At 31.6% G+C, this 16,831-nt stretch carries 11 protein-coding genes; 10 read left to right on the forward strand and 1 reads right to left on the reverse strand.

Going from position 1 to position 16,831, the window contains the following annotated elements; all coding sequences use genetic code 11:
- The first annotated feature begins 20 nt into the window (after positions 1–20).
- From AC2H4K_RS17300 to AC2H4K_RS17320, 5 genes are all read left to right on the forward strand, one after another.
- Positions 21–1,220 (forward strand): alanine dehydrogenase, encoded by a 1,200-nt coding sequence (locus AC2H4K_RS17300; RefSeq protein ID WP_281140946.1) that lies wholly within the window; start codon positions 21–23, stop codon positions 1,218–1,220.
- 9 nt (positions 1,221–1,229) lie between these two features.
- The gene (locus tag AC2H4K_RS17305) at positions 1,230–1,607 is read left to right on the forward strand and encodes a hypothetical protein (protein ID WP_281140947.1); all 378 of its coding nucleotides are present in this window, start codon (positions 1,230–1,232) and stop codon (positions 1,605–1,607) included.
- A 90-nt stretch (positions 1,608–1,697) separates the two neighbouring features.
- Complete coding sequence (locus tag AC2H4K_RS17310; RefSeq protein WP_281140948.1) at positions 1,698–2,717, forward strand: NAD-dependent epimerase; 1,020 nt, start codon at positions 1,698–1,700, stop codon at positions 2,715–2,717.
- 126 nt (positions 2,718–2,843) lie between these two features.
- The gene (locus AC2H4K_RS17315; RefSeq protein ID WP_493742650.1) at positions 2,844–4,223 is read left to right on the forward strand and encodes a nucleotide sugar dehydrogenase; all 1,380 of its coding nucleotides are present in this window, start codon (positions 2,844–2,846) and stop codon (positions 4,221–4,223) included.
- Positions 4,224–4,352: 129 nt separating this feature from the next.
- The gene (locus AC2H4K_RS17320) at positions 4,353–5,351 is read left to right on the forward strand and encodes an acyltransferase family protein (RefSeq protein ID WP_493743076.1); all 999 of its coding nucleotides are present in this window, start codon (positions 4,353–4,355) and stop codon (positions 5,349–5,351) included.
- 7 nt (positions 5,352–5,358) lie between these two features.
- Here the strand turns inward: AC2H4K_RS17320 and AC2H4K_RS17325 are convergent, their stop codons facing one another.
- Positions 5,359–10,029 (reverse strand): T9SS type A sorting domain-containing protein, encoded by a 4,671-nt coding sequence (locus AC2H4K_RS17325; RefSeq protein ID WP_493742651.1) that lies wholly within the window; start codon positions 10,027–10,029, stop codon positions 5,359–5,361.
- A gap of 398 nt (positions 10,030–10,427) precedes the next feature.
- Here AC2H4K_RS17325 and AC2H4K_RS17330 point away from each other — a divergent pair, with 398 nt between their 5' ends.
- The 5 genes from AC2H4K_RS17330 (at position 10,428) to AC2H4K_RS17350 (ending at position 16,829) form a co-directional block, all read left to right on the forward strand.
- On the forward strand, positions 10,428–11,540 hold the full coding sequence (locus tag AC2H4K_RS17330; protein ID WP_281140951.1) for an acyltransferase family protein: 1,113 nt from the start codon (positions 10,428–10,430) through the stop codon (positions 11,538–11,540).
- 63 nt (positions 11,541–11,603) lie between these two features.
- A complete protein-coding gene (gene murJ / locus AC2H4K_RS17335; RefSeq protein WP_281140952.1) occupies positions 11,604–12,944 on the forward strand; it encodes a murein biosynthesis integral membrane protein MurJ in 1,341 nt (446 codons plus the stop codon).
- Complete coding sequence (locus tag AC2H4K_RS17340; protein WP_281140953.1) at positions 12,944–14,032, forward strand: glycosyltransferase family 4 protein; 1,089 nt, start codon at positions 12,944–12,946, stop codon at positions 14,030–14,032. Before murJ ends, AC2H4K_RS17340 begins: the two co-directional genes overlap by 1 nt.
- 4 nt (positions 14,033–14,036) lie before the next feature.
- Positions 14,037–15,254: an O-antigen ligase family protein gene (locus AC2H4K_RS17345; RefSeq protein ID WP_281140954.1), complete on the forward strand. Its 1,218-nt coding sequence runs from the start codon at positions 14,037–14,039 to the stop codon at positions 15,252–15,254.
- Between the two features lie 141 nt (positions 15,255–15,395).
- On the forward strand, positions 15,396–16,829 hold the full coding sequence (locus tag AC2H4K_RS17350) for an MBOAT family O-acyltransferase (RefSeq protein WP_281140955.1): 1,434 nt from the start codon (positions 15,396–15,398) through the stop codon (positions 16,827–16,829).
- Positions 16,830–16,831 lie beyond the last annotated feature (2 nt).

Below are 16,831 nucleotides of genomic sequence, written 5' to 3' on the forward strand. Positions count from 1 at the left end.
TTACTTTAAACTAACCTTCAATGAGTAAATCTTTATCTCCATTTACCAAAGCCCAACTATTACCTCAAGAAGAGACCTTAGAAATTTTTAAACGAAAAGGGGAGCTTTTTATTGGTATCCCTAAAGAAACTCATTTTCAAGAAAAAAGAGTTTGCTTAACTCCAGATGCTGTTTCTGCTTTAACAGCAAATGGTCATCGTGTTTTATTAGAATCTGGTGCTGGAGAAGGTGCTAATTTCAATGATAAAGACTATAGCGAAGCTGGTGCAGAAGTCACCAAGGATACGGCAAAGGTCTACTCCTGCCCTATGATACTAAAAGTAGAACCACCTTCCTTAGATGAAATTAGTTTAATAAATCCTCAGACAATTTTAATATCTGCCTTACAGATTAAAACTCAGAGTAAAGCTTATTTTGAAGCTTTAGCCAAAAAAAGAATCACTGCTTTAGCTTTTGAATATATTAAAGATGAAGATGGTGCTTACCCAGCAGTGAGGTCACTTAGTGAAATTGCAGGCACAGCTTCTATTTTAATCGCTTCTGAGTTACTATCTAATGTTAATGGTGGTAATGGATTAATGATGGGAAACATCAATGGTGTTCCTCCTACCGAGGTTTTAATTCTAGGTGCTGGCACAGTAGGTGAATTCGCTGCTAGATCAGCTATTGGTTTAGGTGCAAATGTTAAGGTTTTTGATAGTTCAATTACTAAACTACGCTGTATTCAGAATAATTTAGGACGTACAATTTACACCTCTACAATGCAACCAAAAAACCTACTAAAAGCCTTAAAAAGATGTGATGTTGCTATTGGTGCTGTTAGAGGCACTAATCGTTCTCCTATTGTAGTTACTGAAACTATGGTAGACAACATGAAAAAAGGCTCAGTAGTCATAGATGTAAGCATTGATATGGGAGGTTGTTTTGAAACCAGTGAAATAACCACTCATGACCATCCTACTTTTGAACACAACGGAGTACTCCATTATTGTGTTCCGAATATTCCTGCGCGTTACTCTAGAACAGCTTCAGTTTCCATAAGTAATATTTTCACACCTTATTTACTAGAAATTGGTGAACATGGTGGTTTAGAAAATGCGCTTAGATTTGATAGAGGATTAAAAAATGGGTTGTATTTTTACCACGGCATCTTAACTAATAAATCAGTTTCCGAATGGTATGGTTTAGATTACAATGATGTCAACCTATTAATCTTTTAAAATTATTCAATGAAGTTTATTCATCGACTTGGCTATTATCTTGGAGGATTTGCCATAGGTCTTATAATTCTTATGTTTTTTCTTAACGGCAAAGATGCTTCGTGTGATTATGGCCCAAATGCTAGAACAGTTAAAAACATCAGTTCTAAACCACTCTCTTATTCTGAAAGTGCCTCTACTTTTATTCAAAAAAACACACTAGATTCTTTAACTGTAGTTAACTTAATAAAGTACGGAACAGTTGATTTTTCAAAAAGTAATATTGATCTAGACTCTTGTAAAATATATATTATAGAAAACTCTTATAAAGAGCAAGAGATGGAACTCAAAGTTGAAAATTGCAACTCGCTAGCAAAAATTATAGAAATTGATTTTACGCAAAACTAATATTTATGTATTCTATCGCTAAAATCTCAAATTTATCAATCTAAATTTTAATCTTTGAGGTTAATTATTCAAAACATTAAATAAAAGATAATGAAAGTATTAGTAACTGGTGCCGCAGGCTTTATTGGCTTTTTTGTTTCAAAAATATTAATAAATAAAGGGCATCAAGTAGTAGGCTTAGATAATATAAACGATTATTATGATGTCAACCTTAAATTTTCAAGACTTAAGGAATTAGGAATTGAAAAAGAGTGTGCTAGCGAGTTTAACAAAGTATGCAAAAGTTCATCTAGCTTTTTCTCTTTTGTAAGAATGAACCTTGAAGATCGAGAAAATTTACCTGAATTATTTAAAAACGAAAAGTTTGATATCGTTTGTAATTTAGCTGCACAGGCTGGAGTTAGATATAGTTTAGAAAATCCCGAAACTTATATTGATTCTAATTTGGTTGGATTTCTAAATATTCTTGAATGCTGTAGAAACTTTGAAATTAAACATTTAGTGTATGCTAGTAGTTCTAGCGTATATGGTTTAAATAAAAAAGTACCTTTCTCTACTGACGACAATGTTGATCACCCAATAAGCTTGTACGCTGCTACAAAGAAAAGTAATGAGTTAATGGCTCATACTTACAGTCATTTGTTTAATGTTCCAACAACAGGCTTACGATTCTTTACAGTTTATGGCCCTTGGGGAAGACCAGATATGGCTATGTTTTTGTTTACTGATGCTATTGTTAATGACAGACCTATAAAAGTATTTAATCACGGAAAAATGGAGCGTGACTTTACTTATATAGATGATATTGTAGAAGGTGTTGTGAGAATTATTGAAAAGCCAGCAATATCTCGTGTTGAAAACAAAGAACTTTATAAAGTATATAATATAGGGAATAATAATTCCGTAAAACTTCTAGATTTTATAAAGGAAATAGAAAAAAATCTAAATAAGGAAGCTGATAAAAATATGATGGATATACAACCTGGTGATGTTGAAAGAACCTGGGCTGATGTAGATCAATTAATAGCAGATTATGACTACAGGCCTAATACATCTATAGCAAGAGGAGTAAAAGCTTTTGTAGATTGGTATAGAGAATATTATAAATAAATAAATAATTGATAATGGATTTTATCGTAAAAACTTGTCGTTAATATAATAATTTAGAGTAAGCGAATAATTTCTTACAAATTTGAAATCTAAATAAATAAACCTGAATCTAATAAACTTAGAAACATGAAAATAAATAAAATTTGTTGTATTGGTGCTGGATATGTTGGTGGCCCAACTATGGCAGTAATAGCAAAGAAAAACCCTAACATTCAAGTAACTATTGTAGATATAAATGAAGAGCGTATTGCCGCTTGGAATGATAAGGATGTATCAAATTTACCAATTTATGAGCCTGGATTAGCTGAAATAGTAGAAGAAACAAGAGGAAAAAATCTTTTTTTCAGTACTGAAATAGACAAAGCTATTGATGAGGCAGAAATGATTTTCATATCTGTAAACACCCCAACTAAAACTTATGGTAAGGGAAAAGGTATGGCTGCAGATTTAAAGTATGTTGAATTATGTGCTAGAAATATAGCAGAAGTAGCTACTACAGATAAAATTGTTGTAGAAAAGTCTACTTTACCTGTAAGAACAGCTCAGGCTATAAAAAGTATATTACATAACACAGGTAGTGATGTTAATTTCAGTATTTTATCTAACCCTGAGTTTTTAGCAGAAGGTACAGCTATAGATGATTTATTAAATCCTGATAGAGTCTTAATAGGGGGAGAATCTGAAGACGCTATTGAAAGCTTGGCTAATATCTATGGAAGCTGGGTGCCACAAGACAGAATATTAAGAACCAATGTTTGGTCTTCTGAGTTATCTAAATTAACAGCTAATGCCTTCTTAGCGCAAAGAATTTCGTCTATTAACGCAATTTCAGAATTATGTGAGCACACAGAAGCTAATGTTAATGAAGTTGCTAGAGCAATTGGTATGGACTCTAGAATAGGACCTAAATTCCTTAATGCATCAATTGGTTTTGGAGGATCTTGTTTTCAGAAAGACATACTAAACCTTGTCTATATTGCCAGAAGTTATGGTCTTAACGAAGTAGCTGATTATTGGGAACAAGTTATTATTCTCAACGATCATCAAAAACGCAGATTCTCAGACAATTTAATCAGCACATTATATAATACAGTTTCAGGTAAAAAGATTGCAATGCTAGGATGGGCTTTCAAAAAAGACACAAACGACACAAGAGAATCTGCTGCAATTTATGTAGCTGATCATTTACTGAGTGAGCAGGCTAATATCTCGGTATATGACCCTAAAGTATCTGATAAAAAAGTTCAAAATGATTTAAACTACTTAAATACCAGAACTTCTGAAGAAAACAGGGATTTGGTTACATCACATAGTAATCCTTATGAAGCTGTAAAAGATGCTCATGCTATTGCTATAATGACTGAATGGGATGAATTTAAAACTTACGACTGGAAAAAGATTTATGAGTCTATGAAGAAACCTGCATTTATCTTTGATGGTAGAAATATCTTAAATAAAAAAGAAATGAATGAAATAGGTTTTGAATATTCTTCAATTGGAAAATAGTTTTATAAAATGCGTTATAAATTTGATGTGAATTTTTTCACATCAAATTTATATTAAGTAAAATACCGAAAAAATCCTCAAATTTCATTTTATAAATAAAGCTTTATGTTACGAAGAGACTTGAGCCATATGAATCTACTTAGAGCCGTTGGTATTACTTTGGTTGTTTTAAGACATTCTTTTTCTCCATATAGAAATAGTTGGGATGTTAGTAAATACTATAAATATAATATCATAGCTGATTGCTTAGGACAATATATTTCAACAATTTCTATGCCTCTTTTTGTTTTTATTTCTGGATATATATACTACTATTTGAGAAATAATTATGGAAAGTATGAGAACTATAAAACTTTATTTAAAAAGAAATCAAGACGTTTAATTGTTCCCTATCTAATATTATCACCAATATATATCTATTTTTTAATTGATTATAGTTCTCTAAAGTCCTTTTTATTTTATATGTGGTCTGGTGCTGGGCATCTGTGGTTTCTCTTAATGATGTTTTTGATGTTTATCATATATTATAAATTTGAAAAGTATTTATGCAAACATTATATATTCAGTATCGCAATTGGCATTATATTATATCTACTAGTATTACCATTGAGTTATGTTAACCTTCAGCCCCTATCTTTGGTTTGTAAATATTATATTTTTTTCCAAGTAGGTAATCTTTTTAATAAATACTCTTCTATAATTTTAATTTATTTGAAGGGAAAAGTGCTATACATTTTTTTATTACATCTAATTCTTTTTTCTTTTTATTTTTTTCTAATAAACTTTTTTCAAAACAAGTATGTTTTGTTTGCAATTGACAAGACACAACTTGTATTGAGCTTATTAGCATTATGCTTTATTTACGGATTTTTAAATATCCTAATTGTTAAATATAATTCTTTACTAAGTAAAGCAAAACCAATCATCTCATATGTAAATAATAATAGTTATTATTTATATCTGATACATGAACCTTTACTTAAAGTATTTTTCACTTTCATGTTTATACAAAAAATGCCTATAATACTTGCTATATCATTAGCTTTTATAATTTCAATGACTATATCTTTAATTTTAGGAAATCTTTTGATGAAATTAAAATTAGGCAGAGCACTAATAGGTTCTTGATCGTAATTTAATCTATTATGAGTTTTTTGGTTATATCTCGGTCTCTGTCTATGAGCTGCACAAAATAAACACCTGCCTGTAACATACTAATATCTACTTGCTCAGTCGTAATAGGACTTAAGTTTTCATTTGAAATCTTAACTGATTTCACTAGCTTACCTGTTAAATCATAAAAGTGAACATCTGACTCTAATGAACTTGATGACAGTTTAACATTAACACGATTTTTTGCTGGATTAGGGAAAATATTTAGAGAAGTTTCAGATGGTTCTTCACTAGGTGCTACAACACTATTTCCGCAATTAGCATCTACCTCTACTATAACTGTGTCTTCACCATAACTCATAGCGTTAAAAACAGTTACGGTATATTCTGTTGTTTCAGTAGGAGATACTTCGATAGACTGGGTGGTTTCACCTGTACTCCAAAAATATTCATCACCTCCTGTAGCTGTTAATATTACAATTTCATCTAAACATATATTAGTATCTGCACCTGCATCTGCAACAACAGGCTCATATACATTTACTGTAACTTGTTTCTCATCAGAACAATCACCTATATACCCCATAACTTCATATGTAGTTGTTGCATTTGGACTTACAGCAATATTAGGTTGAGTCGCACCATTATTCCATTGATATGTATTGGCACCAGATGCTGACAATGTTATGAAATCACCACTTAATATATCGACACTTTCTCCGTTAGTTATAACTACTTCAGGGCTTGGATCAACATAAACAGTGACATCGTCAGTATCCTCTTGTTGTCCTTGTGTAACTGTAACTGAATAAGTTGTCGTAGACAAAGGACTAACTATAATACTTTGAGTAGTAGCACCTGTACTCCATAGATAGCTATCACCTTGTCCTGCAGTTAATACTACCTCATAGCTTTCGTTATTACAAACACGTTCATCAGTTCCTGCACTTGCCATAAATGGTTCTTCAACAATAACCGTAACTTGGGCTTCCGAAGAGCAAGAATTTGAAGTACCTATTACCGTATATGTTGTTGTTTGAACTGGACTTACTGAAATTGAAGCTGATGTTTCTCCTGTACTCCAAACATAGTTATTCGCTCCTTGAACTTGTAACGAGACAGTTTCACCTTCCACAATGGTAACATTGTCAGTAATGCTTAAAGTTGGTATTTCATTTACTGTTACAGTAACACTATCAGAATCTGAATTACCATATTCATCAGTCACAGTTATAGTATAAGTTGTTGTATTTGTTGGACTAACATTTAAACTTTGAGTATTATCACCTGTATTCCAAGCATAACTTACGCCTCCAGAGGCATTAAGGATTGTACTTTCGCCTTCACAAATTGAGACATCATCACCTGCTTCAGCTACGACTTCAGGGATTACTGTAACCGTAACTTCTTCTGTTGCTGTGCATCCATTTGTTCCAAGTGACGAAACAGAGTATGTTGTTGTTACGCTTGGGCTTATATTTATAGTATTTGTTGTTTCACCCGTACTCCATTCATAATTATCACTCCCGCTAGCCGTAAGTACTGCTGATTCACCATTTACAATGACTAGGTCATTTGTTACATTAATATTAGGCGCTTCATTTACAAAAACAATTACATCATCAACACTTGAACAATTGTTTTGAATCACCTCTACACTATAATTTGTTGTTGTACTAGGGGAAACTGAAATTGAAACTGTTGTTTCACCAGTGCTCCATATATAAGAATCACCTCCAGATGCCGTGAGCGTAATTAATTCTCCTTCACAAATTGTTTCATCCTCACCAGCGTAAGCACTAGGTATTGTATTTACTATAACAGTAACTTCATCTGTATCAAAATTACCATAACCATCTCCAACAGTAACACTGTATGTTGTTGTTTCTAATGGACTAACAGTCAATTGAGATGTTGTAGCACCAGTATCCCAAGCATAACTAACACCACCAGAGGCATTGAGTGTTGTACTTTCTCCTTCGCAGATTGAAACATCATCACCAGCACTTGCCATTAATTCATCTAAAACTGTAACAAGAATATCTGCTGAAGTCTCACATCCATTTTCAGAAATAGCAGTTACGGTGTAAGTGGTTGTTTCATTTGGGGAAACTTCAATTGAAGCTGTTGTTTCACCTGTACTCCATAAATATGTATCTCCACCATTAGAAACTAAAGTTGTTGAATTTCCAATCATGACGTAAACCTGATTGTTTACTACTAAATTAGGAGCTTCATTAACAAAAACTGTAATAGAGTCAGTATCGGAATATCCATAATCATCAGTAACAGTAACTGTGTATGTTGTTGTCTCTTCAGGACTGACAGATATTTCTGCTTGGTCTTCACCTGTGCTCCAAGAATAAGTTGATCCTCCTGTTGCAACTAAAGAAATTGTTTCACCGTTACAAATAGTTACATCCTCACCTGAATCAGCTACGACTTCAGGAATTACAGTTACTAAAATTTCTGCATAACCAATACAACCATTTTCACCAATAGAACTAACGGTATATGTTGTTGTTTCAGTAGGATTAACAGTTATAGAATCGGTTGTTTCACCAGTACTCCATTCGTAATTATCTACTCCACTAGCGATTAATGTTGTTGAAGTTCCATCTACGATAACCACATCTTCTGAAGTAATAATTATTGGTGAAGGGTTTACAAAAACAGAGACACTATCAGTGCTAGAACATGAATTGGAAATAACTTCTACATCGTAGATTGTTTCAATCTCAGGACTTACTTCGATTGATGCTGTTGTTTCACCAGTGCTCCACAAATAAGAATCACCTCCGGAAGCTGTTAATGTTATTGTTTCACCTTGACAAATAGTTTGATCTTCACCAGCATTAGCTGTAGGCATAGAATTTACGGTAACCATTACAGTAGCACCATCTGATTGACCAAAATCATCTGACACCGTTACAGCATAAGTTGTAGTTTCTACAGGAGACACTTGTATTTCTGGTGTCGTTTCACCTGTATTCCATAGGAAATAATCTCCACCTGTAGCTATTAAGGTAATCGTTTCTCCTTCACAAATTTGTTGGTCATCGCCTGCGCTCGCTTGGAGCGCTTCAGGAAAAACCGTTATCTCTGATGTATCAGTATAGCCTCCGTCATTAGATGTAAATGTAATTATTACTATGCCTTCAGAAACAGGCGTAACAACACCATTAGAATCTACCGTAGCTATTGCCTCATCACTAGAAGCCCAAACACCTGATTGGTTTGTAGCATCTGATGGCGTGAATGCTGTAGATAAGGTTATAGTTTCTGGAATTTGGATTTGAGCAGAACTAGGTAAAACTTCTACATCTTCAGCTGATACAGCTGATAAATCTACATCCACACCATTTAAGTACTCTTCAATCCAAGTATAACCTGAAGGAGCTATATCATTATGGTCTTGTCCTGCAGGTACATTATTTTGAAACCATATTTCAGGAATGTGAGGGTTTGATTGATAGAAATTATCAGGTCTTTGAACAGAAGGAATAGAAGGTAACACATATTCACTTGTTTCAAGCTTAGGTGTAAAGGATCCAGAGATAACATTATTTAACCACAGAAAATCATGCTCATCTAAATTATCACTAATACTACCGTCTTGATTTAGCCTAGAGCTACAACCAACATTAGACGACACATCTATTAGTGACTGACTTCCATCTAGAAGAGGTATTGCTCTACCTAGCAAGGTATGTTGATTATTTGCAAAATAATTATCTGGTAATTGGTCGCCATATTGGTATCCTCCACCGTCAAGAAAAAACTTCCAGCTGAGGTTATTATTACTATTCATTTCAGAAACTGAATAGGTTAAATCATTTGTATCTGTACTTTCATTTGGAGCAACAAGTATATTATCTGATGTATATATCTGAGGTATAGTACCATAAGCGAATACATTAAGGCTAGTGTTTTTCAATACAAAATTATTATAATGATAATAATTTCCTATGTGGTTCAAGCTAAAGCTACCATTACCTCTTATTAATCTTCCACTAGAATTCCAAACCACATTGTTTATAACATCTATTCTTCCGCCATCACCTGTTACATTCGGAAACCTATAACCAGAATTATAAAATAAATTACTTATAAAAGAGATTTTTGGAGATGGCCCTGTTTTTCCAGATTGTTTTCCAATGATACAACCTTTAACGCTTTCTGCAAATAAACATCGCTGTATAGTGACATTATTAACATTATCACCGTTACCTGTCGCATACCAACTTGCAGATTCATCTGCTCCAAATGCAAAACTACAATGATCAAATATTTGATTTGTCATTGTAGCTACAGAAGACAAAGAATCGTTTCCTAAGCTATCATTACTATTAGGGTAATAATCAGCATTAATTCCTCCTTTAAACCTTATATGCCTAACGATAATATTATCTACATCATTTAAATAAAACCTGGCACCATCTATAGTAATCCCCCCTTCTGGTGCAGTCTGGCCAGCAATTGTGACGTTACTATTGTCATTGTCTATATATAATAATGATGTTAAATTAATGATTCCACTTACATCAAAAACTATTATTCTAGGAACAGTCATTGATAATGCTTCTCTAAAGCTTCCTGGACCGTTATTATTTAAATTTGTAACATGAACTATAATTCCATCTCGTCCACCTGTAGTATAAGCTCCAGCTCCATAAGCGCTAGGAAATGCCAATTGTTGCGCAAATGAAGGTGGCTGAGAGATAAAAATAAATAGAATGAAGTAAAATAAGAAAGAACATTTAGGGGTAGTACACAAAAAACGCATAAGGGCTAAGTAGGTTAAGATTTAGGGACAATCTATCATTATTTATTGGCTAATCTATGGAATAAATACATAGATAACAGCTGAAAACCGTAATTATTCGACTAAAAGCAATAATTTGTAAGTTATTTCTATTGTATTAATGAATTTGATTTAAAAATATACGAATGAAGTAACCTTTTTGGATGTTATAAACATAAAAAAATGAAATTTTATTATATCAATCAACGATAATTTTATCCCGTTGACTTAAAAAGTAATATTTGAAGAACTAATTCATAATATTTGTTTTCAAAAAATCTTTGAAAATGAGTTTTAAAAGAGTTGATATAGAGAGATTATATCACTTAGATCTTATACGATTATTTGCTACTATCTATGTAGTATTTTACCACTATTGCTTTAGAGGTTACGCTAAAGGTAATTTCTCAATATTAAAATTCTCTCCTCTTGAAGACTTTTCTGAGTATGGTTATCTCGGTGTTGAGTTATTCTTTATTATTAGTGGCTTTATAATCTTAATTTCAGCTAGAAATTCTGATTTAAAAAAATTTTATATTTCTCGATTTAGAAGTCTTAATCCTGCGTTCTGGTTTAGTGTATTGCTAACTTCTTTTATTGTATTTATTTTTGGCTACCCACTGTTCCAATTAACGTATGGGCAGGTATTATTAAATCTTATTACAATGTTTAACGAATTTTTAGGTGTAGAGCATGTGGATGGCGTATATTGGTCCTTAGTAGTTGAATTGAAATTCTATTTTTTAATTGCAATTATATTATTTTTTAATCTAATAAGATACATAAGATTTTTTGCTTGGGTTTTATTATCTATAGCTATTATTCAAATTATAATCCCTTTTGCCGAAGCACCTTATTTATTGAAAATAGTATATTATGTTTGTTTTGCAAGTAAGGGCACGTACTTTGTTGCTGGAATGTTTATATATTTTATGAAATCGGAAAAAAAATTAATAAAAAATTTATTACCGATTTTACTAGCGTATGTTGTCTCAAACAAAATTGCTCATGATGATACTTTTATACGTAATGAAAGATATTTTAACTCTTATGATGAAAATGTTGTAATGCTAATAATCACACTATTTTTTATAATAATGTTTTTAGTTGGTATAGATAAGTTAAAACCATTTAATAAAAAGTTTTTCCTAAAATTAGGAATTTTAACCTACCCTTTATATTTGCTTCACCAAAATATTGGATTTATAATGTTTAATAAATTAAAACTATATATTAATAAATGGTTTCTTCTGAGTTCTGTAATAATATTCATGCTGATACTATCCTATGTAGTTAATAAATATATTGAAATCCCACTTGCTAATTATTTGAAAGAAAAATTAAAACAAAATAATATTTTTCCTAAATCTAACCCAATAAATAAGAATTCATTTTTTTAAAATTAATTTTATTCTATTATTTGTTATTTCAAATAACAAGTGAAATATTGACCTCAAACATCCATGGAACCTAAAAATTCATATAAACTCTTGACAAGACTTAAATCTTACTTGAAAAACCCTGTTTTGAGGAGTATGTTAATTGTTGCCATAGTAACTTTTTTTATTAAGGGTTTAGCCTTTTATAAAGAGACTGTTATAGCAAGTTCTTTCGGTCTTTCTGAAGTATTGGATACTTTTCTCGTGGCAGTATTGATACCTACTTTTGTACAAAGCGTTTTTTTAAATTCCTTAAAAAATTTATTCATCCCAAATTATATCATAGAAATTAAAAACGGTAGTAACAAAGGAGGTTTTCAGTCCTTAGTATTTCTAATGACTTTGATTGTTTCGTTAGTGTCTATCTTGGTATGTTATTTTTTTATGGATTTTTTTTTAGAAAATATATATCCTGGACATACAGAAAATTATTACGCTTTAGTTAAAAATCAATTAAATATTATTTTACCTAGCCTTGTGCTTTGGGGGTTTTCCACTGTTATTTCTGGACTTCTTGAAGTTGACAATAAATTCTTTGTAGCTACGATTCATCAATTTTTTCCTTTAATAATAATGTTATTATTTTTATTTTTTTTAAAAGAAAATCTTGGAGATAAAGTATTAGCTTATGGTACATTAGTAGGAAGTTTAAGTAGCTTTTTATTCTTATTAACGTATGCAATATATAGCAATAAATTACTATTAAGTAAACCTGCTATGAATACAAACTCAAAGATGATGTTATCGCAATTACCCCCAAAGATTACATCAAGTTTTCTTTCTAGTATGAATAATTTTATAGATCAATTTTTTGCTGGACAATTGGTAGTAGGCTCTATTGCGGCATTAAATTATGGTAACAGAATCCCAGCTTTTGGTGTTACCATAGTTATTATGGCCTTAGGAAGTGTGCTTCTTCCCCACTTTTCTAGACTTGTAAATACAGACATTAATTTAGCTTATAAGTATTTATTCAAAATACTAAAAATAGTTGTAAGTACTAGTGTAATTGTCGTTATAATTGTGATTTTTTTTTCCGATGTAATTGTAGAAATTTGGTTAGAAAGAAATGAATTTACTCATGATGATACGATTAAGGTTTCCCTAATACAAAAAATATTACTTTTTAATGTACCTTTTTACCTTTGTACTTTAATAATGGTTAAATTCTTAACCAGTATTAATAAAAATAGTTTCATGGCAAAAATCTCATTTGTTAATCTAATGATTAATATCTTACTAAACATAATACTTATAAAGTATTATGACGTTTATGGATTAGCTTTGAGTACATCGTTTGTACTAATAATAAGTAGTTGTTTCTACTTTAGGTATACTTATAAAGAATATAAAAAAATAAGCTAATGAAGATAGACTTTATAATTTCATCTTTAGGTGGTGGTGGTGCCGAAAGAGTTTTGGCTCTTATGGCAAACAGCTTGGCAAAAAACACTAATAATAAAATATCTGTTATAACACTTTTTGAGGGGAGAGACAACTACCAACTAGATCCATCAATCAATAAAGTTAATTTAAAACAAACAAAATTTGTACCTAGCCATACAATACGAAGTGTTTTAAATTTGTCTAGACATTATTGGAACAAGGCAAACAGACCAGATGTTATTATTTCCTTTATAACATTGACCAACTTAATAACAATAATAGTAGCTAAGCTATTTTCTATAAAAATCGTAGCTCAAGAACATAACTCTTACTTGAGATATATGAAAGGGCGAAAAAAAATTACAAATTTTACTAAAAAATATGTATACAAATTGGCTGATGTAGTTACAGTTCTCACTTCATTTGACATTGAGTATTATAGGTCTCAAGGAGTAAATGCCATAGTTATGCCTAATCCATGTAGTTTTATACCCATTACCAATAACTCCCATATTAGAGAAAAAACAATTTTAGCTGTAGGCAATTTAAATCGCTATCATCATAAAGGCTTAGACAATTTGATTAAATTAATTGAACCTATTTTAAAAGAGTTTGAAGAATGGAGATTAATAATTGCAGGTTCTGGTGATACAGGGTTGGATTACTTAAGGCTGCTAGCTACTGAAAAAGGTATTATAGAAAAAGTGGATTTTATAGGGTTTGTAGATAATATATCTGAGATAATGAATAAATCTTCAATCTTTATACTACCTTCAAGATTTGAAGGATTACCAATGGTACTCTTAGAGGCTATGTCCCAAGGTATGGCATGTATATCTTACAACTGTAAAACTGGTCCATCTGACGTAATAGAAAATGATATAAATGGCTTATTAATAGAAGATCAAAATATGGCTGAAATGCAATCAAAGCTAAAAGAGCTTATTGAAAATAAAGAGCTGAGAAAAGTACTATCTACAAAGGGTATTAAATCATTGGATAAATTTCATATTTCTACAATAACCTATCGATATGAAAAATTACTTCATGAAATGATAAAATTATAAATTAATGTATAAACTAATAACTTACATTTGTTTTTATTTTCCTTTAGTAAGCAGTTGCTTAAATCTTCAGATAACCGTTTCTAAATTTGTTTCACCTGCTTTAGCTCAATTTATTGCTTATTTTAATCTTGCCTTAATTACTTTGGGTTTGTTTCTTTTTCGTAAAAACATAAAGCACCTATCACCTACAAATCAGTTATTTTTTATTTTCTATTTACTTTATTACTCCTTTGGTTTACTTGCCATGGGAACATCAGGTTTTAAGACCTCGGTTATAGCTACTTTTGTACCTGTCATATACTTTATTGGTTTTTATTTCTTGTTAAGCAATAGAGAGCAATTCAAAATATTTTTTAAAGTAATATCCATATGTTTTGTTATCTCTGCATTTTTAACTATAATCTTAATAAAATTAAATATTAATGTATATACTGGTGAAGAACACGGTTGGGAACTCGATAGAGCTGGTGGTGTTACAGGGGATGCAAATGCTGCTGCACATACAAGTATATTTGCTTTTATTCTCTTTAGCCAATTATATAGGCCAAAAAAAAATATTTTTCGTTTTTTAAAAATAGTCATATTATTAATCATTTTTTACAGTCTATACCTTACGTTTTCAACAACTGGTCTTTTCGTTTTTACAATTGTCTTTTTCTTAATAAATTATAAGTTTTTTACTGGTCTAAGGCTTACTTTACTAGCCGCTATCATACCATTATTTTATATTGGCATATTTGCATTAAAATCCCAAACAGCTAGTTTAGGTTTGTCAAAAGCTCAAACAGATAAAGTAAATAACATTATCAACTTACTTACTTTTAATTTTGACGAAGTAGATAACTCTGGCCGTGGCGATCTTGTTGAGAAAGCATTATATTATTTATATGATCATCCTATTTTAGGTAATGGAATTGACTTTTCTGTTGATAAGCTAGTACATAATACATATGTGGGAGTTTGGGTAGATTCTGGCATATTTACTTTTTTATTTTTTATTTTTATGTTATTCTGCTATTTTTTTAGGTCGTTTTCACTTAGTCCCAATATCCGTTTTTTTTCAATATCAATTTTAACTGTATTATATATTTTCATGATTAGTCTTCAAAGCGTAATAAATCAACCTTACTTAATAGTGTTATTTGTTTTTGTAGGTTATCTAATAGATTACAATAAAATAGATAAAGGCTATACAAATATTTTTGCAAATAAAAAGGGGTAGTTTTAAAAAAAAATCAGTCACTTTCTTAACAATTTAAAGTTTTAATTATACACTTTGAAGATTTATTTTGATTTTTCGCTGAAGTTAAAACATATTTACGGAAATTTAAATAATCTGTCAAGCACCCCAAATTAACCGTATATGCTATTCAATTCCATAGAGTTTTTTGTGTTCCTTCCTATAGTCTTTGCGCTATATTGGTTCATTGGTAGCAAGAACATACGTTCTCAGAACCTACTCGTTGCTGTTGCCAGTTATGTCTTCTACGGCTGGTGGGACTGGAGGTTTCTTTTCCTTATACTTTTCAGCTCTATCGTGGATTATTCTATTGGACTCTTCCTCGATAAGACTCAAGAACAAAAGAAGCGTAAAATATTACTATGGGTAAGTATATGTGTTAACCTTGGCTTTCTGGGCTTTTTCAAGTACTATAACTTTTTTGTCGACAGTTTGGTAAGCTCTTTTACCTTTTTCGGCCAACAGCTAAACATCAGCACTCTAAACATCATATTACCTGTAGGTATTAGTTTTTATACGTTTCAGACTTTGAGCTATACTATAGATGTATTTAATAGAAAACTAGAGCCTACAAAGGACTTTGTTGGATTCATGGCCTTTGTTAGCTTTTTCCCTCAACTAGTTGCAGGACCTATAGAAAGAGCTACCAACCTGCTCCCTCAGTTTTCTGTTGAACGCAAGTTTGACTACCCAAAGGCTGTTGATGGACTCAGACAGGTACTTTGGGGATTGTTTAAAAAAGTGGTCATTGCAGACAATTGTGCTAAGTATGCCAATATGATTTTCAACAATCACACAGAATATAATGGAAGTACACTCCTTTTAGGGGCATTTTTCTTTGCCTTTCAGATTTATGGTGATTTCTCGGGTTATTCAGATATTGCCATTGGTATATCTAGACTTTTTGGTTTTGATCTAAAGCGTAACTTTGCCTTCCCTTATTTCTCTAGGGACATTGCAGAATTCTGGAGACGATGGCACATTTCGCTATCCACTTGGTTCAGAGACTATTTGTACATCCCTTTAGGTGGAAGTCGTGGAGGCACTAGTATGAAGGTTAGGAATACTTTCATAATCTTTATCGTTAGTGGGTTTTGGCATGGTGCTAACTGGACATTTATCGTTTGGGGTGCATTGAACGCTATCTACTTTTTACCTTTGTTACTGGCTAACAAAAACAGGATAAATACAGATCTTGTAGCTCAGGGTAAGTACTTACCGAGCATAAAAGAGCTTGGACAAATGGGGGTGACATTCTTTATAACATTGATTGCATGGGTATTCTTTAGGGCAGATAGTGTTTCGCATGCTTTCTCATACCTTAAAGGAACCTTCAGCTCTTCGCTGTTCAGTTGGGTGGAGATATTCCCTACTACGATATTGGCACTTTTAGTCTTCTTCCTTTTGGTGGAATGGTTGGGAAGAGCTAATGAATATGCCATAGAAAAAGCAGATGTCTTGAAAAAACCTCTTAGATGGGGATTTTACGCTGTACTTATCATTTTAATGTTTGCCTTTACAGGTGAAGAACAACAGTTCATATATTTCCAATTTTAGTC

This window comes from Winogradskyella sp. 266wxhm, from assembly GCF_058964685.1.

Coding starts and splice junctions, on each gene's coding strand:
- AC2H4K_RS17305 (WP_281140947.1), top strand. CDS start 1,230: ATGAAGTTTATTCATCGACTTGGCTATTATCTTGGAGGATTTGCCATA.
- AC2H4K_RS17320 (WP_493743076.1), top strand. CDS start 4,353: ATGAATCTACTTAGAGCCGTTGGTATTACTTTGGTTGTTTTAAGACAT.
- AC2H4K_RS17330 (WP_281140951.1), top strand. CDS start 10,428: ATGAGTTTTAAAAGAGTTGATATAGAGAGATTATATCACTTAGATCTT.
- AC2H4K_RS17300 (WP_281140946.1), top strand. CDS start 21: ATGAGTAAATCTTTATCTCCATTTACCAAAGCCCAACTATTACCTCAA.
- AC2H4K_RS17350 (WP_281140955.1), top strand. CDS start 15,396: ATGCTATTCAATTCCATAGAGTTTTTTGTGTTCCTTCCTATAGTCTTT.
- AC2H4K_RS17340 (WP_281140953.1), top strand. CDS start 12,944: ATGAAGATAGACTTTATAATTTCATCTTTAGGTGGTGGTGGTGCCGAA.
- murJ (WP_281140952.1), top strand. CDS start 11,604: ATGGAACCTAAAAATTCATATAAACTCTTGACAAGACTTAAATCTTAC.
- AC2H4K_RS17345 (WP_281140954.1), top strand. CDS start 14,037: ATGTATAAACTAATAACTTACATTTGTTTTTATTTTCCTTTAGTAAGC.
- AC2H4K_RS17310 (WP_281140948.1), top strand. CDS start 1,698: ATGAAAGTATTAGTAACTGGTGCCGCAGGCTTTATTGGCTTTTTTGTT.
- AC2H4K_RS17315 (WP_493742650.1), top strand. CDS start 2,844: ATGAAAATAAATAAAATTTGTTGTATTGGTGCTGGATATGTTGGTGGC.